Origin of the sequence: Fusicatenibacter saccharivorans (genome assembly GCF_027667425.1) — a bacterium.
GTDB lineage: Bacteria > Bacillota > Clostridia > Lachnospirales > Lachnospiraceae > Fusicatenibacter > Fusicatenibacter saccharivorans.
In genome coordinates, this window is record NZ_JAQEGR010000018.1 from 35,985 (window position 1) to 55,379 (window position 19,395).

Annotated in this window: 16 protein-coding genes and 1 pseudogene; 10 read left to right on the forward strand and 7 right to left on the reverse strand. The window is 49.2% G+C overall.

Annotated features, from left to right (window positions below; genetic code table 11):
- Positions 1-57: 57 nt before the first annotated feature.
- Positions 58-1,170 (reverse strand): ABC transporter ATP-binding protein, encoded by a 1,113-nt coding sequence (locus tag PGS38_RS15005; RefSeq protein WP_055219170.1) that lies wholly within the window; start codon positions 1,168-1,170, stop codon positions 58-60.
- A gap of 349 nt (positions 1,171-1,519) precedes the next feature.
- Here PGS38_RS15005 and PGS38_RS15010 point away from each other — a divergent pair, with 349 nt between their 5' ends.
- A complete protein-coding gene (locus tag PGS38_RS15010; RefSeq protein WP_070100805.1) occupies positions 1,520-2,335 on the forward strand; it encodes a YesL family protein in 816 nt (271 codons plus the stop codon).
- 104 nt (positions 2,336-2,439) lie between these two features.
- Here PGS38_RS15010 and PGS38_RS15015 read toward each other — a convergent pair whose 3' ends face one another.
- Together PGS38_RS15015 and PGS38_RS15020 are read right to left on the reverse strand one after the other, a co-directional pair.
- Positions 2,440-5,118: a sensor histidine kinase gene (locus tag PGS38_RS15015; protein ID WP_117509947.1), complete on the reverse strand. Its 2,679-nt coding sequence runs from the start codon at positions 5,116-5,118 to the stop codon at positions 2,440-2,442.
- 16 nt (positions 5,119-5,134) lie between these two features.
- Positions 5,135-5,830 carry a response regulator transcription factor gene (locus tag PGS38_RS15020; RefSeq protein ID WP_022461396.1) on the reverse strand — a complete coding sequence of 232 codons (696 nt, stop codon included), beginning with the start codon at positions 5,828-5,830 and terminating at the stop codon, positions 5,135-5,137.
- A gap of 248 nt (positions 5,831-6,078) precedes the next feature.
- Here PGS38_RS15020 and PGS38_RS15025 point away from each other — a divergent pair, with 248 nt between their 5' ends.
- From PGS38_RS15025 to PGS38_RS15060, 8 genes are all read left to right on the forward strand, one after another.
- Positions 6,079-6,480 carry a GGDEF domain-containing protein gene (locus PGS38_RS15025; RefSeq protein WP_179965882.1) on the forward strand — a complete coding sequence of 134 codons (402 nt, stop codon included), beginning with the start codon at positions 6,079-6,081 and terminating at the stop codon, positions 6,478-6,480.
- A 420-nt stretch (positions 6,481-6,900) separates the two neighbouring features.
- Entirely contained in the window at positions 6,901-8,295 is a 1,395-nt protein-coding gene (gene mgtE, locus PGS38_RS15030) for a magnesium transporter (RefSeq protein ID WP_022461398.1), read from the forward strand.
- Between the two features lie 201 nt (positions 8,296-8,496).
- Positions 8,497-9,885, forward strand: coding sequence for an alanine/glycine:cation symporter family protein (locus PGS38_RS15035; RefSeq protein ID WP_055226893.1), 1,389 nt, complete (start codon positions 8,497-8,499; stop codon positions 9,883-9,885).
- 60 nt (positions 9,886-9,945) lie between these two features.
- Positions 9,946-10,851, forward strand: a complete 906-nt coding sequence (locus PGS38_RS15040) for an alpha/beta hydrolase (RefSeq protein WP_118601528.1) — start codon at positions 9,946-9,948, stop codon at positions 10,849-10,851.
- A gap of 1 nt (position 10,852) precedes the next feature.
- The gene (locus tag PGS38_RS15045; RefSeq protein ID WP_118601527.1) at positions 10,853-11,593 is read left to right on the forward strand and encodes a LytR/AlgR family response regulator transcription factor; all 741 of its coding nucleotides are present in this window, start codon (positions 10,853-10,855) and stop codon (positions 11,591-11,593) included.
- Between the two features lie 51 nt (positions 11,594-11,644).
- On the forward strand, positions 11,645-12,304 hold the full coding sequence (locus PGS38_RS15050) for a sensor histidine kinase (RefSeq protein ID WP_055219159.1): 660 nt from the start codon (positions 11,645-11,647) through the stop codon (positions 12,302-12,304).
- A gap of 184 nt (positions 12,305-12,488) precedes the next feature.
- Positions 12,489-14,291: an ABC transporter ATP-binding protein gene (locus PGS38_RS15055; protein ID WP_118640930.1), complete on the forward strand. Its 1,803-nt coding sequence runs from the start codon at positions 12,489-12,491 to the stop codon at positions 14,289-14,291.
- A complete protein-coding gene (locus PGS38_RS15060) occupies positions 14,291-16,111 on the forward strand; it encodes an ABC transporter ATP-binding protein (protein WP_118640928.1) in 1,821 nt (606 codons plus the stop codon). Before PGS38_RS15055 ends, PGS38_RS15060 begins: the two co-directional genes overlap by 1 nt.
- A gap of 109 nt (positions 16,112-16,220) precedes the next feature.
- Here the strand turns inward: PGS38_RS15060 and PGS38_RS15065 are convergent, their stop codons facing one another.
- From PGS38_RS15065 to PGS38_RS15080, 4 genes and pseudogenes are all read right to left on the reverse strand, one after another.
- Positions 16,221-16,826, reverse strand: coding sequence for an NUDIX hydrolase (locus PGS38_RS15065; protein ID WP_055219153.1), 606 nt, complete (start codon positions 16,824-16,826; stop codon positions 16,221-16,223).
- A 26-nt stretch (positions 16,827-16,852) separates the two neighbouring features.
- Positions 16,853-17,110 carry a hypothetical protein gene (locus tag PGS38_RS15070; RefSeq protein ID WP_055265559.1) on the reverse strand — a complete coding sequence of 86 codons (258 nt, stop codon included), beginning with the start codon at positions 17,108-17,110 and terminating at the stop codon, positions 16,853-16,855.
- Between the two features lie 81 nt (positions 17,111-17,191).
- Positions 17,192-17,599: pseudogene (locus PGS38_RS15075) on the reverse strand (glycoside hydrolase family 3 N-terminal domain-containing protein); the annotation flags it as partial.
- Between the two features lie 30 nt (positions 17,600-17,629).
- The gene (locus tag PGS38_RS15080; protein WP_118601524.1) at positions 17,630-18,268 is read right to left on the reverse strand and encodes a bifunctional 4-hydroxy-2-oxoglutarate aldolase/2-dehydro-3-deoxy-phosphogluconate aldolase; all 639 of its coding nucleotides are present in this window, start codon (positions 18,266-18,268) and stop codon (positions 17,630-17,632) included.
- Positions 18,269-18,472: 204 nt separating this feature from the next.
- Here PGS38_RS15080 and PGS38_RS15085 point away from each other — a divergent pair, with 204 nt between their 5' ends.
- On the forward strand, positions 18,473-19,348 hold the full coding sequence (locus PGS38_RS15085; protein WP_118667008.1) for an AraC family transcriptional regulator: 876 nt from the start codon (positions 18,473-18,475) through the stop codon (positions 19,346-19,348).
- Positions 19,349-19,395: the final 47 nt, after the last annotated feature.

Below are 19,395 nucleotides of genomic sequence, written 5' to 3' on the forward strand. Positions count from 1 at the left end.
GAACGGATGCCGATCCTTTTCTCTATGTTTGCGCATACGCGCTGATGTTCATATGGATTAGTTGGTAATGGTGATCTCTGTCTCTTTGTCGAACAGATGAACTTTCTCCATATCCAGAGCAAATTTAACGGTATCACCGCTTCTTGCAGTTGTACGAGGATCTACGCGGGCTGTCATTGGGAAGCCTTCGCAATCGAAGTACAGGTAAACTTCTGCACCTAACAGCTCGTATACGTTGATCTTGCACTCAACTACGCTGTCTTTGGAAGTTTCGATGAACATCTGAGAATCATGTACGTTCTCAGGACGGATACCCATAACAACGGTCTTTCCGTCATATCCGCCGTCGATAACAGCTTTTGCTTTGGAAGCCGGCAGTTTCATGTTGTATTTACCAACAGTAAGAGTAACGTCGTTTCCGTTAACTTTTACTTTTGCATCCAGGAAGTTCATCTGCGGAGATCCGATGAATCCTGCAACGAACAGGTTGCCCGGTGCGTTGTACAGGTTCTGCGGGGTATCTACCTGCTGAACAACTCCGTCTTTCATAACAACGATTCTGGTACCAAGTGTCATAGCCTCGGTCTGGTCATGTGTTACGTAGATGATGGTAGCGCCCAGTCTCTCATGCAGTTTGGAAATCTCGGTACGCATCTGTACACGAAGTTTTGCATCCAGGTTTGACAGAGGCTCGTCCATAAGGAATACTTTAGGATCACGTACGATTGCACGTCCCATAGCAACACGCTGTCTCTGACCACCGGAAAGAGCTTTCGGTTTACGGTCAAGCAGTTTCTCCAGGTCAAGGATTTTAGCTGCTTCTTTAACCTGTTTGTCGATCTGATCTTTCGGAACTTTTCTCAGTTTCAGACCGAATGCCATGTTATCATATACGGTCATGTGTGGATACAGAGCGTAGTTCTGGAATACCATTGCGATATCACGGTCTTTCGGCTCTACATCGTTTACTACTTTATCGTCAATTTTCAGAGTACCATCGGAGATCTCCTCAAGACCTGCGATCATACGAAGTGTTGTAGATTTACCACATCCAGATGGTCCTACGAAGATGATAAACTCTTTGTCAGCGATTTCCAGGTTGAAGTCTTTTACTGCTTCAAAACCGTTCGGATATCTTTTTGTAATGTGCTGTAAAGATAAACTTGCCATTTTTGAATCCTCCCTAAATGAACATCATGCGTTTTATTATGAGTTTTGCATTTGCATCTCTCTTGCTTATGGGATTAGTATACCTTTTCTACCCGCATTCGACCATGCCACAATTACACAAACTTTCCTCCGGCAGATTGGCAATTCTGCTTTCGGATTTTCTCGAACCGTTCTCTTCTGTCCACTTTGCACAAACAAAATGTTCACTCTTATACAAAATGACGAAACGAAAAGTTTATATTCTCTTCATTGCATTTTTCTGAAAAATTCGCTATACTTTTCTATGATGTCTGCCAGCCGGAACGTTAATCGGCGGCACACTTAATTCAACAGAAAAGAGGAACAAATTATGAGTTTTTTCAGCCTGGACAGTAAGTTCTCGCAGATTATGGGCCGTGTCTTCGACCTGATGATGCTGAACATTATTTTCCTTATTATGTGTATCCCGATTGTGACAATCGGCGCCAATTTCACAGCAATGTACTACGTCACGCTGAAGATGATCAAAAATGAGGAGACGTATATCTTCCGTACCTACTGGAAATCCTTCCGCGAAAACTTCAAGCAGGCAACTGCCATCTGGCTCATCCTGCTGGCGGTTCTGATTGTTCTGATTCTTGATCTTCTGCTGGTCATGAGAATGCCGGGTACCATCACCTACCTGCGTTTTGTTTTCCTGGTACTGATCTTTTTCGAGGCCATGGTACTTTCCTATGTATTTCCGGTACTGAGCCGCTTTGACAATACTGTAAAAAACACGATCAAGAACTCCATCCTGATGGCAATCCGCCACCTGCCGTGGACCATCATGATCCTGCTCGTCAATCTCTGTCCGCTGCTGATCTATGTATTCTCCACGACAAAGATTGTCAGCTATCTGATTCTTCTGATGTTCCTTCTGGGCTTTTCCACGGTAGCGCTTGGATGCTCCTGGTTCTTCGTAAACAAAATCTTCCCATTCTATATGCCTGAGGAAGAAAACGAGGTTCTGACACCGGAAGAAGAATCCTTACGGGCACTCGAAGCAATGGACAGACCAAGCCCGCTGACTGAACGTTCCGATGACGCTGCTCCGGCTGAAACTACCGATGCTGCAGAAACTGCTTCGGAAGAGGAATCTGCAAGCCCGGCTGAACAGACAGAAACAGACGAAACAAACGAATAAATAAACTGCATTTCATAAACAACTCCCCGCCGGGAACCGCATCTGCTGCGTGTTTCCCGGCGGGGAGTTGTCGTTTTCTATTCTCTTTTATTTTTCAACACTTCTCAGGCATCCTGCTGTGCTTCCTCCTGTACCGCTTCCGGTACGATCATCGGAGGCATCGGTTTTTTCTCCTTTACAGCTTCATCAAACGTAATCGTAACCTTGAACAGGTCGCCGTCCAGATAAATGTTGAAGCTTCCATGCTGCAATACCGTTAGGTTCTTTGCGATTGAAAGACCCAGGCCGCTGCCCTCGGTGCTCCGGCTGACATCGCCGCGGATAAAACGCTCCGTCAGTTCATCTGCCTGGAAGTTCAGCGGGTTCTCGGAAATGTTCTTAATCGAGAGCTGAATCTTTCCGTCTTTTTTGATGGCATCCACATAAACCCGTGTTCCCGGCATGGCATATTTGCAGACATTTACGTACAGGTTCTCAAGCACGCGCCAGATGCGGCGGCTGTCCGCACGGATCAGAAGCGGTTCCGGCTGGAGAATACAGATCAGGTCGAGATTGCGGCCTTCGAACCGCTCCGCAAATTCTCCGTTCACCTGCTGTACCAGTTCATTCAGGTTCAGGTTCATGAATTCCAGTTTAATATTTCCGGAGCTGATCTTCGATGCCTCGACAAGGTCCTCCGTCAGCTGTTTCAGGCGCTGTGATTTTTCGTCGAGTACGCGGATATAATCTTTCGCTTTCTCGTTTTCAATATTTTCCCGTTTCAGCAGATCGACATAATTAATAATAGAAGTAAGCGGTGTCTTGATATCGTGGGATACGTTGGTGATCAGATCCGCTTTTAAGCGCTCGCTCTTCATCTGCTCCTGCACTGCCGCTTTCATTCCCTCTCCGAGCGAATTGACAATTCCGGCAAGCTGAAGGTTGTCTTCCCCCTGCAGCTCCGTCAGGTCAATCTTGTAATCCAGATCGCCCGCAGCAATCTCTTTTAAGCCATGTTCAATCTGTTTTCTTCCGGATGCCTCGCGCAGCAGAAGAAGCAGCACTGCGGCATCCATCACCAGGGTAAGGAATACGCCGAACATTCCGAAGCCGCAGCAGAGAATGATCTGCACGCCGCAGAAAACGCAGAACATAAGGATCGTTCGCTCCGACTCCTGTCTGCCTTCATAGAAGGTTCTTCCGGCAGACACGATCCGGTGGCCGACGCAGTACAAAAACGACTGTTTCCAGACGTTGCGTGCTTTGATCCGGCGCACCAGTGAGCAGTACGGAATCAGTGTGATCAGAAATCCGGCGAGGATGCCCGATGCGGCCACCAGGCTTCGCCATGTATCTGCTTCATTTCCATAGGATCCGCTGTAGATGTAGTTTCCGTCAAAATTCTGGATATAATGAACGCCGCCGTAGGAAAGTTCGATGCAGACAGCAACGATTCCAACTGCTCCCATCACAATCAGGATGGCGGCTGCAGCTGCGATTTCCGTGTACCACTGATCGAAAAAGTAAAGGCGGATTTCTTTGTTTTTTCCATTTCTTCCTGCCTGCAGTGTGAACAGGACCAGGCAGACCAGCGTTCCGATTCCGCCAACTGCAATCATCAGAAGAAGGAGCTGCATTTTCGGAAGCCACTGGCTGTAGATCTCACTGTACTGGGAGAAATAGTCGCTTGCTGCCAGATCCGGATCCAGTGCAACAAAGATCTTCTGATAATTATCTGCAATCTGATTGTTCAGTAGATAGCTTCTCGCTGCTTCCACGGCCGGGCTGTTTTTTCTTGTTGCATAAGAACGGACTTTGTCGGCACCGCCGGTCCGGTCAACAGCAAAGGCGAACGGATAGGGCGATTTCTGCGCAATGGCTGTTGTGTAACCATTTTTCCAGGAATCCACATTCGTATAGATATTTCCTTCTTTATCCTCCAGACAGTACCAGAGATTGGCATCGTCCGCATCGACGCTGATGCCGCTCTCCTGGTTTTTAAAAGCAGCAACTTCTTCCGTGACCCCGGAAAGTGTCATATACAGATCGCGGATGGATACCTTTTTCAGATTTGCCGCCGCGTACTCATAGAGGTACGTTCCCGCTTTCGTTTTCTGCGTTTCCAGGCTCATTCCCTGATCGTATAGATACAAAAACTGGGAGGAAACATCAGCAGGATCAATTTTTTTCTCTTTCAGGCTTTTCACTGCATTATCGGAAGGAAAGTAGACCTCGCCGTCCGGGGAAAAGCTGTCAAACGTCTCTGCATCTGCCGCGCTCACTTCTTCGGTGAGTGCGGCTACATCCGTCTCTTCTGTTTCCTGGCTCACGTCAGTTCCATCTTCGTATGCAAGATAGGCTTCTTTGTCAATTCCGGCATCGTTCGTCGCATAATTGTCCGCAGTATACGCTGCCACCTCATTGAGGTCTGCGCTGCTGCCGTCATCGTACATCTTGACAAGCTGGTCAATGGTGTACGTTGTACTTATCCCGCCGCTTCCCTCTCCATCGGTTGCAAAGGCACGGTAATCAATCTCTTTTGTTCCGTCGTATCGACCGTTTGTGCCGAATTTACTCATATCATTATAGTAGCTCATGACGTTATGAAGCTGCCGCTGCACCAGTGTGCCGCATGCGGTGGTTTCTTCAAACGCATACTTTTTTGCTGCCGCATTCGGCGTCAGGCCGACGCTGGAAAGCATCAGTGTCTGAATGCCCCCGAACAGCGCACTGGCGGCAAAAACGATCAGCAGAAGAAAAACGATCAGCTTCCCCGTCAGGCTGTAGAGTTTTCGTTCTTTCACAATTATTCACTCCTTATTATTGTTTCTCAATCTTATACCCAATTCCCCATACAACTTTCAGATAGCGCGGCTCCTTCGGGTTGATTTCGATTTTCTCACGGATGTGACGAATGTGGACCGCAACGGTGTTGTCCGCACCGATCGCCTCCTCGTTCCAGATGCTCTCGTAGATCTGTTCAATCGAAAATACCTTGCCTGGATTTTTTACCAGCAGCAGGAGAATGTTATATTCGATCGGGGTCAGTTTGACTGGTTCACCCTCGACGCTGACTTCTTTTAAATCGTCATTGACGAGAAGCCCGCCGACCTGATACACATTTTCTCCGTCGTCCGCCGGAAGATTTCCAAGTTTCGTGTAGCGCCGCAGCTGAGATTTCACCCTCGCCACCAGCTCGAGCGGGTTAAACGGCTTCGTCACGTAATCATCCGCGCCGATGTTCAGTCCCAGAATTTTGTCCACATCCTCTGATTTTGCGGACAGAATAATGATCGGAATACTGCTCTTTTCCCTGATTTTCAGCGTCGCACGGATGCCGTCCAGTTTCGGCATCATGACGTCGATAATCAGCAGCTGAATCTCCTCCCTCTCGAGCATCTGGATGGCCTGCATGCCGTCATATGCTTTCAGCACATGATAGCCCTCCTGGGTCAGATAAATCTCAATGGCGTCTACAATCTCTCTATCATCATCACATACTAAAATGTTGTACATTTCTTCTTTCTCCACCTTTCATTTTTTCTTTTCCGGCACTTTTTTTCCGCGCCGGACCTCCCACATGATTCAAAGATGATTGTACCGCAAATTCCCTCAAGTTGCCAGATGTCTTTTGTTTTCATCCTTACTGTACCAAAGGAATCTTTAGGTCCGCAAAGGAAAATCTTAAGTTTCTATAAAGTTTTGTCTGTGAATTCAGAGCTCAAACATTTTTTAGACAATTGCAATTATTTTCTTAGCACATCCTGCTTGCCGTCTATGCGGATCTCAATAATTTAAAGATCATCAACGACCGATACGGGCATGAAGAAGGGGACTTCTCCATCCGCCTTGTCGGACAGTTTCTGCAGGATTCCATCGGCAAACGCGGTGTCTGCGGACGCATCGGCGGCGATGAATTCGCATGTCTTGTTCCGTGTTCCGACGAAACAATGTCCAGGGATCTGTACCGGACGCTGCACTCCGCATTCGACATTTTTAATAGAACGAACGAAAAAGCATATAATATTACCGTTTCCACCGGCTTTTATCTGCTTCCGAAAGACATGGATTCCACACTTCCGGAGATGCTCGCGCATGCGGATGCAATGCTTTACGAGGAGAAACAGAAACGAGATAAGAATGTTGCGAAAATTTTACCAAAATAGGAATTGATTTTTTTCTGGAAAGCAGTTAGAATACTTGAGGGATGATTTTTGAATCCCGTATTTCAAGCGAAACAGACCGGCAAAAACGGCTGTTTGATCAAAAAATTTCTAAAAAAAGGCAGGTGAACAGAATGGATAGTTGTGATTCTCATGGGCGAAGTACCAGCATAGGACGGGAACCGGAAAATATGCAGGATGACGGCCATCCTTCTGTCCTGCTTTAATCTTAAATATTTTCCCTTCTTATCCTATGAAAACCCGAAGTAAGACACATGATCCAAACCAGTTTTGAAACGTAATTCTCTGGTTCTTTTTTCGTGTGCTTTTACTGCCCTGTGAGGGTTCCAACATGCTTTTTCGCACCGACAGCACGCATGTTTTTTTCTGCTGTCAAAAAAAAGAATGGAGGATAACGAAAAAATGGAAAAACGAGTACAGGATTATACCCAGGAGATCCTGGATACAATCCGCAGTAACTCTTCTCCGGCTGTCATGGGCAGCCGCCTGGAAGATTACCACGAAAATGACCTGGCAGATGTTCTGCCGCTTTTAACGGTTCCGGAGCGATGCAAACTGTACCGCATTCTGGACACGGACATGCTGTCCGATATTTTTGAGTATGCTGAATCCGACAACGTAGCCGAGTACCTCGAAGAGATGGATGTCAAAAAAGCCGCTTCCATCCTCTCCAAAATGGAGACCGATGCACTGGCCGAGGTTCTGCAGAAACTCGACAAAGCAAAGAAAAAACTTCTGATCGAACTGCTCGATCCGGAAGTACGCCACGATATTGAGATGATCGCCTCCTTCGATGAAGATGAAATCGGTAGCCGCATGACGACAAACTGCATCATCATCCGCGAGGATCTGAATGTCAAACAGGCGATGAGCAGCCTGATCGATCAGGCCGCAAAGAACGACAACATCTCTACCATCTTTGTTGTCAATGCGCAGCAGAAATTTTACGGAGCGATCGATCTGAAAAACCTGATCATCGCAAGACGCGACGAGACGCTCGAGGATCTGACCGTAACTTCTTACCCGTACGTATATGCAGAGGAGCCGATCAACGAGTGTATCGAAGAACTGAAGGATTATTCCGAGGATTCTATTCCGGTCCTCGACAATGACAACCGCCTGCTCGGTGTCATCACATCATCAAACATCATCGACCTGGTTGATGATGAGATGGGTGAGGACTACGCGATGTTCGCAGGTCTGACCGCAGAGGAGGATTTAAAAGAGCCGTTAAAAGACAGTATGAAAAAACGTCTTCCATGGCTGATCATCCTGCTCGGTCTTGGCATGCTGGTTTCTTCTGTAGTCGGTATTTTCGAACAGGTTGTCACAACCCTTCCGATCATCATGACCTTCCAGTCCCTGATCCTTGACATGGCCGGAAACGTTGGTACCCAGTCCCTGGCTGTTACCATCCGTGTCCTGATGGATGAGTCCCTGACCGGAAAACAGAAATTACAGCTTGTTTTCAAGGAAATGCGCATCGGTTTCTGCAATGGTCTTCTGCTTGGTGTTCTGTCCTTTGCTGTCATCGGACTTTTCATCTTCTTATTCAAAGGAAAGACCATGATGTTCGCATTTTCTGTTTCCGCCTGCATCGGTATCGCGCTGCTGCTGGCTATGCTGATTTCCAGTGCCGTCGGCACCTGCATTCCGCTGTTCTTTAAAAAGATCCACATCGATCCGGCGGTTGCTTCCGGCCCGCTGATCACAACGGTCAACGACCTTGTCGCTGTCGTTACATTCTATGGCCTGAGCTGGCTGTTCCTGATCGAGATGCTGCATCTCGCAGGCTGATCTTTTGATACGACTGAAAAATTTTTAAGAGGCAGATATCAACTTTTTCTGGTTTCGGAAAAAGCTGATATTTGCCTCTTATCTTTTCTCTTCCCTTCTTTACATTCCAAACAGAAACCGATATAATAGCAGGTAACGGTGCTTTTATGCTTTGACGTTTCACAGTGCCGCAAATATTTTGAAATGAGGGTTTTTGAAAACATGATTGTCAATCTCATCACCACAGTCTACAACTTTCTCTGGGGCGATCTTTTTACGATTCCGCTCCCGGGCGGCGGCAGTCTCGGAATCTCCCTTCTGATTCTTCTGCTGATCCCAACCGGCATCTATTTTACGATCCGGACACGTTTTCTTCCTATCCGTCTGTTCCCGGACATGATCCGTGCCCTGTCGGAAAAGAAAAATGAAAAAAGCAGCCTTTCTTCTTTTCAGACACTGATCGTTTCCACCGCAACGCGTGTCGGTATGGGAAATCTGGTCGGCGTTGTCGCTGCAGTCTCCGCCGGAGGCGCAGGTGCTGTGTTCTGGATGTGGGTGACGGCTATCATCGGCTCGTCTACCGCGTTTATCGAAGCTACGCTCGCACAGCTTCACAAAGAAGAAGATCCTCTGTACGGCGGCTACCGCGGCGGTCCTGCCTACTACATTCACGATCTGGTTGAAGACCACCTCAAGAAGAAAAAACGATACGTTCTGCCGGCTGTTCTGTTTGCCATTGCCGGTCTGATCTGCTGGTGCGGTATCAGTCAGGTAATCAGCAACTCCGTGGCTTCTTCTTTTAAAAATGCATTTTCCATTCCGCCGCTTTACACCAGTATCATGCTGGTGATTCTTTCTGCAATCATCGTACTGCGGAAAAATGCAACCGTAAAGGTGCTGGATTTTATAGTTCCTGTCATGGCAGTCTGCTATTTCTTTATCACACTGTTTATCATCGCAGTCAACCTCCGTCAGATTCCTTCTGTGTTTGCACGCATTTTTGAGGAAGCCTTCGGACTTCGTCAGATGGCAGCCGGCGGTTTTGGTGCTGTTCTGATGAACGGTGTAAAGCGTGGTCTGTTTTCGAATGAAGCCGGTTCCGGCTCCGCTCCATGCGCCGCTGCCGCCGCAGAATGTGACCGCCCGGCCAAAGCAGGCCTTGTACAGGCGCTCGGCGTTTTTGTTGACACAATCGTCATCTGCAGCTGCACCGCAATGATTATGCTGCTTGCACCAAAGGATCTGATTAATGGCCTTTCCGGCATGGATCTCTTGCAGACCGCCATGCAGTATCATCTGGGAAAATTCGGTGTGATTTTTATCGCACTTACGCTGTTTTTGTTCAGCTTTTCCACGTTCCTCGGCATTTTGTTCTATGCAAGAAGCAACGTTGCCTACCTGTTCGGTGACAAGTGGTGTTTCCAGACCGCTTACAAGGTTCTTGCACTTGTAATGCTGTTTATCGGCGGTATTGCCGCATACACTTTTGTGTGGGATCTTGGTGATGTCGGCATCGGGCTGATGACAATTTTCAACATTATTGCACTGTATCCACTTGCAGGTGAGGCGCTTTCCGAGTTAAAATCATATGAGGAGTCGAAGAAATTGTAAATCCTGTGGATTGCTGTTTCGGACCGAAAAAGGGGTTTTAGAAAAAGGAGGTTTTTACACATGATCATTGAACCATCAAACTACACGTATGAGACAATGCCGGACTACACGGACGCGGTAGACGGCGCCGTGGAAATTCCGGTGACCGGAGAGGAAATGGAGATCCGCTATGCGCATGAAGTTGTCTACGACGAGGCGCACAATCTTCATCTGGAAATTTTCACACCATTCCAGATGGCGCACCCGGAGCGCACCTGGCCGTGCATCACATTTATTCAGGGATCCGCCTGGATGAAACAGTATGTCTACCAGAAGGTCGGCATGATCGCCCGTCTGGCGCAGCGCGGCTACGTTGTTGCAATCGTCGAATACCGTCACAGCGGAATCGCACATTTCCCAGCGCAGATCATCGACGCAAAAAATGCGGTACGTTTTCTGCGTGCGCATGCGGAGGAATACAAGCTGAATCCATCGCAGATGTTCCTAATGGGAGATTCTTCCGGCGGACAGGTTTCTTCCGTTGCCGGCATGACCGCAAAGAGCGGAAAACTTGACGAGCCGATCAATGAGGAAAGCTGCGAGGTATGCGGTATTATCGATCTGTACGGAGCTGTTGATGTGACACTGCCGTACGGCTATCCGATAACGCTGAACCATCAGAAACCGGACAGCCCGGAGGGCATGCTGATGGGCTATGACATTACCGAGCATCTTGAGGAGGCTAAGGCAGCCTGCTCCAAAACATACGTGAACGAGGATTTCCCGCCGATGCTGATCGCACACGGCACCAAGGACACGATGGTGTTCTGCCAGCAGAGTGTCGATCTCTACCACGCATTAAAGGATGCCGGAAAAGATGTACAGCTGTATCTTCTTCGCGGCGCAGACCACGGCGGTGCAGCATTCTGGACCGAGGAAATGATTACCGTTTACGATAACTTCTTCAAAAAATGTTTGGGTGAATAACATGAGAATTGCTTACTGCGAAGATGAACCGGCGCAGCGTTCCCGGATGGAACTGCTGCTCCACACCTTTGCGGAGCGAAAAAGGCTTCCTCTTACCGTGGAAGCCTTTTCAGACTCCGCTGCTTTTCTGTTCCACTACCCTGACTCGTATCCGTTCGATCTCATCTTTCTCGATATTGATCTCGGCGGAATGGACGGCATGGCGCTGGCGCGGAAAATCCGTGAGACGGACAGCGAGGTGCCGATTCTCTTTCTGACGAACCACAGAGAATACGTTTTCGAAGGGTATGAGGTGCAGGCGTTCCGGTATCTCTTAAAGCCGGTGACGGAAGACACACTGTTTCCGCTGCTCGACGAACTGCAGACGATGCGCGGACAGGAAAAGCCGCATCTGCTGCTTTCACTTGGCGGGGAGACGCAGAAGCTGTTCCTCTCGGATCTGCTTTTTGTGGAGTCCGATAATCATTATCTGACGCTGCATACGGCCGCCGGCACGGAAACGTTTAAGAAAAATCTGTCGGAGTTCCGCGAAGAGCTTTCCGCCGCATGGCAGGCTTCTGGTGGGACAGGAGAATGTTTTGCGGCAGCACACCGGAGTTATCTTGTGAATCTCGCTCATGTGGAGCGGATCACGCGGACGGAATGTCTCTTGTCGGACGGAACAAAAATTCCGGTCAGCCGCGGATGCTATGCATCACTCAACCAGGTGTTCCTGCAGTTTTACCGGCCGAATGCGTTTTAAAGGTTTTGCATTTTTTAATTTCCAATTCCGAACGAACCGAGGTGATGTTTCATGGCGCACATTCCATTTTTATCCCATTATCTGGAACGCAAAAATATCGAATACCAGAACCAGCTTCTCGCCCGCCAGGTCGAGGAAGTGCAGAATATCTATCTGACAATGCGCGGCTGGCGTCATGATTACCACAATCATCTGCAGTCAATGAAGGCATATGTTGAGATGGGACAGTATGATAAGCTGCAGGAATATCTCGGGCTGCTCGAAAATGATCTCGATCAGGTCAACCAGCTCTGCGACTCGGGGAATGTGAATCTCGATGCGATTTTAAATTCCAAAATTTCACTCGCCGAAAAGAACGGCATCCGCGTGGATTACAAGGCAGCCTGCCCGGCCAATCTTACGGTGAGTGATATTGATCTCTGCGCGCTGATCGGAAATCTGATTGACAATGCGGTGGAAGCATGCGAGGGCCTTGCGGATCCCTATATCCGGCTTTATATTGGTGTGCTGAAAAACCAGCTGTATATTTCCGTTACGAATGCAACAAAGGATACTGTGCGGAAGCTGGACAGCGAGTATATCACCACGAAGCGCGGAAATCACGGGCATGGGCTGAAACGGATCAATCTTGTTGTGGAAAAGTACGAAGGATATATCAACCGGCAGAACGAGCCCGGCGTTTTCGTGACGGAGATTATGCTGCCGCTGTAAAAAGCTCTTTCCAGAATTTTTTGATTTTGTCCGATGATTCTACAGAAAAATTTTGCAGAACGTGAACACTTTTTTTGCTGTTCGCGTTCTTTTTTGTTCCATTTACGTACTTTTCCCCCGTGTTTTGCATGAATATGGTAGGATAACTACAGTTCACGAAAGACATGTGACAGAGGAGGTCTTTATGTATTCATTATGGTCTAACTACATTTATATTCATCGGGAGCTGTGGCATTACAGCAAAAAGCCGTTTCTCTTTCAGGCACTCGAAATCGTCTCACAGGTGCTCACCGGCTTTTTCGGGATTCTGCTTCCTGCCGGGATTCTCCTGTTTCTGGAACAGAGCAGCGGCTTTTCCGGATTTGCACTTGGAACGCTCGTTCTCTTTCTTTGCTATGCCGTTGTTTTTGTCAGCCACACCTTTCTGCAATCGCGGAACGCCTGGCAGTATACCGAATTCCGGACCGGCTTTTTTACGCGCCGCCTTCTCTGTCATTTCATGCAGATAGATTATGCGGTTCTGACAGAACCAAAAACGCTGCAGCTCGCCGAAAAAGCCGTCGGAGCCACCTGCAGCAACTGGGTTGGCGTGGAAGGCATGTTCCGATACGATGTCACAATTTATTCTTCGTTTCTTGGGCTGATTCTCTACGCAGGACTGATCGGAACCGTCCATCCGGCTATCATTCTTCTGCTGCTTGTGCTCTCGGTTCTGCAGTTTCTCAGCTACCGCCGCGCGGCTTCTTACGAAGTCCGCCGCAGAGACGATCTGTCTGAAATTGAAGTATCGCAGCGCTATTTCCAGAAACAGTCGTACAACACATCCGCCGGAAAGGATATCCGTCTGTATCAGCTGAACGGATGGCTCGATGGTGTTTATCGCCAGCTCAACAAGCGGTATCAGAAAATTCTGTTCCGCATCCGCAGCGCCTACTTTGCAAATGATCTGCTGACACTTACACTACAGCTTCTGCGCGACGGAATCTGCTATGGCTTTCTGATTTACCGTCTATCCCACGGCACGATGACCGTATCCGGCTTTGTGCTTGCGCTCGGTGCCGTCTCCGGTTTTTCTTCATATTTTAACGAGATCACCGCCGCGCTCTCCAAATCCGTGCTCTGTCTCGAGCAGATCCGCTGGCTGCGGGAATTCTTCGATCTTCCGTTCCCTGCAGGCCACACGCTGCCGTTCCGGCCGGAACTTGCGGAAGAAAAACCGCTGGAAATCTGCTTTTCCCACGTCTCGTTTTCCTATCCGGGCAGCGATAAAAGGATCCTCGATGATGTCAGTTTTACGCTCCATGCGGGTGAGCATACGGCACTTGTCGGCATCAACGGCGCCGGAAAATCCACAATTGTCAGGCTGATCTGCGGACTATATCAGCCGACAGAAGGGAACATCACCATTAACGGCATTCCCCTTGGCAGTCTGAATCCGGCACAGTATTACAAAGCAATCGCAGCGGTTTTTCAGGACCCGTTTGCACTTTCGTTTTCGATTGCAGAAAATGTGAGCTGCTCCCCGCTGGAAGAGACCGATCGTAACCGTTGCCGAGAAGCACTCATCCGCGCCGGACTCTGGGAAAAAATTGCAAGTCTGCCGCAGAAAGAAGAAACCTATCTTGGCAAGGATATGGCGGACGACGGCATTACGCTTTCCGGCGGTGAAATGCAAAAACTGATGATGGCGCGGGCACTCTATAAAAATTGCCATCTGCTCCTGCTCGATGAGCCGACGGCTGCGCTCGATGCAATCTCGGAAAATAAAATGTACGAAACCTACAGCACACTGCTGAAAAATAAGACTGCGCTTTTCATCTCGCATCGTCTTGCATCGACACGCTTCTGCGATACGATCCTGTTTCTCGAAAACGGAAAGATCAAAGAATGCGGAACCCACGATGAGCTGATTGCCCTCGGCGGATCGTATGCGCATATGTTTGAGGTGCAGAGCCAGTATTATCAGGAAACGGAGGAAGATATCTGATGAAAATGAAAGAACGGTTTCATGCCATCTGCCGCTTTTTAACTATGGTGAGCCAGGGCAATCACCGCGTGCTGTTCTGGCTTCTCGGAAGCGCTTTTGCAGCTGCAACGCTGCCGTATCTCTCCTTGTTTTTCTCGGCGCGAATTTTGAATTTACTGCTTGCAAAGTCGTACCGCGCCTGTCTGTATACTGTTGTCGTCTTTCTGCTTACGCAGTATGGGCTGGGATTGTTTGAAAAAATCTGCCGTCAGTATCTCGACGGCCAAAAAGAACTCTGTCTTGCACGCACGGAACAGAAAATCACCGCAAAGGCGCTGGAGCTGGAGTTTGAGAAATTCGAAAAAACAGAGACGATGGATGCCATCCGGCGCACCAACGTCTCCTCCATGGGATCGGGAAATGTGGGTGACCAGCTCATTGTCATTCATACGCTGATCACTTCCCTGCTCTCGGTTCTCTATGCCCTGTTTTTCCTGCTCCGTCTGTTTCTTCTGTCCGCCAGCAGCAGGAAGAACTTTTTCACCTCGCCGTTTTCGATGCTTGCACTGCTCCTGCTCTGTGGTGTGCAGCTTGCACTTTCCTCCCGCATCAACCGCAAGAGTACACAGAAAAAGATAGAGCTGAACCAGGGCAACGACCATTCCAACTCGGTTGCCAATTATCTCGCCAATGCGACGCTGGAAGAACGGCGCGCGGACGATATCCGCATCGGTCATTTTGATCACTTTCTCGACACACAGTTTGGAAAGGCCATGGAACATTTCCTGCCGATGTACCTCGACTTCGCCCGCTTCTCCACCATCACAGACGGAAAAAACGCGCTGCTTTCGCTCCTTTCCAATTTCGCTGCGTACCTTGTGATCGGCGCCAGGGCTCTGTACGGCGTTCTCCCCATCGGGGATGTTCTTCTGTATGCCGGTTCCGTGACACGCGCCATGAGTGATCTTCAGACATTTCTCGCAACCGGATCGGAGTTCGACTATATCAATTCCTATCTCTCGACCTATGAGGATTTCATCGCGCAGCCGTCTATGGCCTACGACGGTACACTGCCGATTGAGAAACGCGACGACGGCCAATATGAATTTGCGTTCCACGATGTCTCATTCTCCTATCCCGGCACGGATCTTCCGGTGCTCGAGCATGTGACACTGTCCTTTGCCGTCGGCGACAAAACCGCCCTCGTTGGCCGCAATGGAGCCGGAAAAACGACACTCATCAAGCTGCTCTGCCGCCTGTATGAACCAACTTCAGGTTACATTACCCTAAATGGCATTGACATCCGCAAATACAATTACAAAGAGTACACCCAGGCCTTCTCCGTGGTTTTCCAGGATTTCCACCTGTTCTCCCTTCCGCTCGACGAAAACATCGCCGCAGGGACTACGATTGATGAAGCTGCTTTGCAATCCTCTCTTGCAAAAGTCGGTCTCACCGACCGTGTACAGCAACTCCCGCAGGGCGTCCGCACCCGCCTTTACAACAACAACGGCTCCGGTGTCGACCTCTCCGGCGGCGAGGCCCAGCGCACCGCCATCGCCCGCGCCCTCTACAAGGATGCCCCGTTCGTCATCCTCGACGAGCCGACCGCAGCCCTCGACCCGATCGCTGAGGCCGAAATCTATGAACAGTTCAGCCAGATGATCGCCGGTAAAACGGCTGTCTACATCTCCCACCGCATGAGCAGCTGCAAATTCTGCGACCGCATCATCGTCCTCGACCACGGCCGCATCGCCGAAGACGGAACCCACGACACCCTCCTCGCAAACCACGGCATCTACGCCAATCTTTACGAAACCCAGGCCCAATACTACACCTGAGTCCTCACCCTCCCGTCCCCCACAACGTAAATGGGAGTCAGAAAAACACAACCCCTGGCAGTTCGTGCTAAGAACTTCCAGGGGTTGTGTTTTTCTGGCTCCCCTCCACTTATTTCAGGAATGCAAACGGCTCCTCATCATGAATAAAATGCATCAGATGATAAGAACACATAATTGCTACATTTTCTTCCTTTAAGATTCTCTTTGCCTCCTCGCGGTCAGCAAGGACAACTTCGATCACTTCGCTCTCTTCGAGGTATTTGCGGCTGATCTCGCCCTCGCACCAGCCGTAAACGGCAGAGCATGCTTCATCAGTCAGGCCGATTGTGGTGAAGAACGGTTTCTCGTAGCAGGGATCTACTTTCAACGGGTGAAACGTAAGACCGGTCTCCTCATGCATCTCGCGCACGGCAGCCTCATGGAACTCCTCGCCCGGTTCCACCAGGCCTGCCGGGAATTCGTAGATGTAGTCATCAATGGAAACGCGGTACTGGCGCACCAGGACAATTTTGTCGCGTTTTTCCCCGTACAGACTGTACATCAGCACACCGTCCGGCGTATTTTTCCTTGTTTTAATCTTCATCTGCTCGATGGATTTTGCGCGGGAAGCCACGTAATAGCGGAAGTGATGGTTTACTTTGTTTGTCCCTTCCACCAGGTAAAGATTTACGAACGGATTTTCCGTCTGTTTTGTGATTTTTTCAACATTCGGCATAAGTAACAACCTCTTTCTTTTCTCTTTTACTGGTCAAAATCAGTCTCAAACACGCCCTCCGGGGTGCGCATCGTCAGCACGCCGAGGTTGAATTCATCATCCATCACCGTGATGTGGTACTCGAAAATCACATCATCATCAAATTTCGATAATACCACATAGGAACCGTTCTCTTTTCCCTCGATCTGGTCGCAGATGTCATCGTAAACATCGCTTCCCGAAATCGGCCGCGGATAGCCGGATTCTTTGATTTTCTTTTCAATCATTTCATATAATTCGTTCATGTTCTGCCCTCGTTTTTCTTTTTATCGGTTATGTTTCATTGTACCACGAAAAGACCCGCGGGGACAATCCATTGCGGCGATTCACCGTGAACTTTTTTTATTTTCATACATCTTCTGGTCCGCCTGTTTCATGATGACGGATTCCGAGATTTCCATGTTTTCCCGGACCATTCCGCCGACGGTGCCGTTGATTCTGTTGTACGCCGTCATGATGCCCTCTGCACCGCTCTCCTCAATACATCTGCGGAACGGCTCGAGATACAGCTCATATTTATTCCGCGGGTCAATCGAAGAGTTCTTCCAGCCGCGGCCGACCTCGGTGTTGTTTCCATAGAAGTGTTTCAGGGTTGATGCACAGCGCAGATATTTTGGATCGTCGCCCTGCATTCCCTCGATGTAAGCGCCGGCCATTTTTCCGGTCAGCACAGGGTTCTCGCCGTAGCACTCCTCGTTTCTTCCCCATCTCGGATCACGCTCGAGGTCAACGGTCGGTGCCCAGCGGCTGCGGGAAGGATGTCGTCACGTCCGGCTTTCCTTTACGATCTCAACCGCCTCTTTCACCAGCTCTTCAATGCGGTCGAATTCGTTGTTTTCAATCATCGTATTTTTTACCATCCAGCTTCCGCCGCATGCTGCGATGCGGTCGTATGCCAGGTATTCTCTTACATTCTGCGGGTTGATGCCGCCGGTCGGCATGAATTTCATCATGGTGTACGGTGCTGCGATGGCACGGATGTATTTCAGTCCGCCTGCCGGTTCTGCCGGAAAGAATTTCACCATGGTGAGCCCAAGACCGATTGCCTGCGCCATCTCAGTCGGGGTCACGATGCCCGGGATCACTGGTACTTCGTGTGCCTGGCACCATTTTACTACCTCCGGGTTGAGGCCCGGGCTGACGATAAATTTTGCTCCGGCTTTCACGGCGCGGTCCGCCTGCTCGGTTGTGAGCACAGTTCCGGCTCCCACCAGCATCTCCGGGAATTTTTCGCTCATAATGCGGATGGATTCTTCTGCCGCATCGGTGCGGAAGGTCACCTCGGCGCAGGCAAGTCCGCCCTTGCAGAGAGCTTTGGCAAGCGGCTCTGCTTTTGCTGCATCCTGTAAAACGACAACCGGCACAATGCCGTATGTTCCAAGCTGTTCGAGAATCTGATTCATGATAGCTGTTCCTCCGTTTTGATCTTTATCTGAAATTTATTCTGCATTCTGTTTTTATTTTATTCCCTTGTATCATAACCGGACAAGTTGTTTTTTTCTATTGTGCGAATTGCCGAATACATTGTAAAACTTGCTGTTTTGTGATATGCTGGGAATTGTTGTTATGGTTCAAAAATATCATTTTTTTGCAAGGATGCTTTTATTATGAAAGAAAAACTGCAGACGAAATTTGCCACCCGGCAGTACATGATTTCGGATACGTTTGAGTTATACTATTACAGCACCGACGATGTGCCCGGCGTAAAAGAACATACGCATACGCATTATGAGTTCTATCTCTTTCTCGAAGGGGCGATCTCACTGGAAATCGACGGAGTGCTCTACACACCGACGCCCGGCGATCTTCTTCTGATTCCGCCCGGCGTGCCGCATCATCTGGTGATGCACGACCTGTCTGTGCCGTACCGCCGCTTTGTTTTCTGGGTCAGCGCCGCTTTTGCAGAGCAGCTCTGCGCCCGTTCCGCCGACTACGTTTACCTGATGGAATACGCTGCCGAAAATCAGAAATATCTGTTCCCTCTCGATTCCGTCGAGTTCAACACGATCCAGTACCGCACCATCCGCCTGATTGAGGAAATGCGGTCCGATCATTTTGGAAAAGAGACGCAGATTTTTCTCTACGTCAGCGACCTGCTGATGCAGATCAACCGAACGGTGTATGAGCAGCATCACCCGCTCACCCGGAAAGCACAGCTCTCGCTGTATGAACAGCTCTGTTTCTATATTGATGAGCACCTGTCCGAGGATCTGTCGCTCGAACGGCTGGCGGCGGAACTTTTTGTGAGCAAATATCACATTGCACACGTTTTCAAGGATGAAATCGGCATGTCGATCCACCAGTACATTTCCAAAAAGCGGCTGGCAAGGTGCCGTGAAGCGCTGCTCGGCGATGTACCGGTCACAAAGGTGTATCTGCTGTTCGGATTTCACGACTATTCGAGTTTTTACCGCGCGTTTAAAAAAGAGTACGGGATCTCGCCGAAGGATTTTAAAGAACTGCATACCGTTACCAGCGATTAACACGGTCGTTCCAAATGCACTGTTCACTTTGTACTTTTCAGGAGGAT

Coding starts and splice junctions, on each gene's coding strand:
- PGS38_RS15005 (WP_055219170.1), bottom strand. CDS start 1,170: ATGGCAAGTTTATCTTTACAGCACATTACAAAAAGATATCCGAACGGT.
- PGS38_RS15010 (WP_070100805.1), top strand. CDS start 1,520: ATGAGTTTTTTCAGCCTGGACAGTAAGTTCTCGCAGATTATGGGCCGT.
- PGS38_RS15020 (WP_022461396.1), bottom strand. CDS start 5,830: ATGTACAACATTTTAGTATGTGATGATGATAGAGAGATTGTAGACGCC.
- mgtE (WP_022461398.1), top strand. CDS start 6,901: ATGGAAAAACGAGTACAGGATTATACCCAGGAGATCCTGGATACAATC.
- PGS38_RS15035 (WP_055226893.1), top strand. CDS start 8,497: ATGATTGTCAATCTCATCACCACAGTCTACAACTTTCTCTGGGGCGAT.
- PGS38_RS15040 (WP_118601528.1), top strand. CDS start 9,946: ATGATCATTGAACCATCAAACTACACGTATGAGACAATGCCGGACTAC.
- PGS38_RS15045 (WP_118601527.1), top strand. CDS start 10,853: ATGAGAATTGCTTACTGCGAAGATGAACCGGCGCAGCGTTCCCGGATG.
- PGS38_RS15050 (WP_055219159.1), top strand. CDS start 11,645: ATGGCGCACATTCCATTTTTATCCCATTATCTGGAACGCAAAAATATC.
- PGS38_RS15055 (WP_118640930.1), top strand. CDS start 12,489: ATGTATTCATTATGGTCTAACTACATTTATATTCATCGGGAGCTGTGG.
- PGS38_RS15060 (WP_118640928.1), top strand. CDS start 14,291: ATGAAAATGAAAGAACGGTTTCATGCCATCTGCCGCTTTTTAACTATG.
- PGS38_RS15065 (WP_055219153.1), bottom strand. CDS start 16,826: ATGCCGAATGTTGAAAAAATCACAAAACAGACGGAAAATCCGTTCGTA.
- PGS38_RS15070 (WP_055265559.1), bottom strand. CDS start 17,110: ATGAACGAATTATATGAAATGATTGAAAAGAAAATCAAAGAATCCGGC.
- PGS38_RS15080 (WP_118601524.1), bottom strand. CDS start 18,268: ATGAATCAGATTCTCGAACAGCTTGGAACATACGGCATTGTGCCGGTT.
- PGS38_RS15085 (WP_118667008.1), top strand. CDS start 18,473: ATGAAAGAAAAACTGCAGACGAAATTTGCCACCCGGCAGTACATGATT.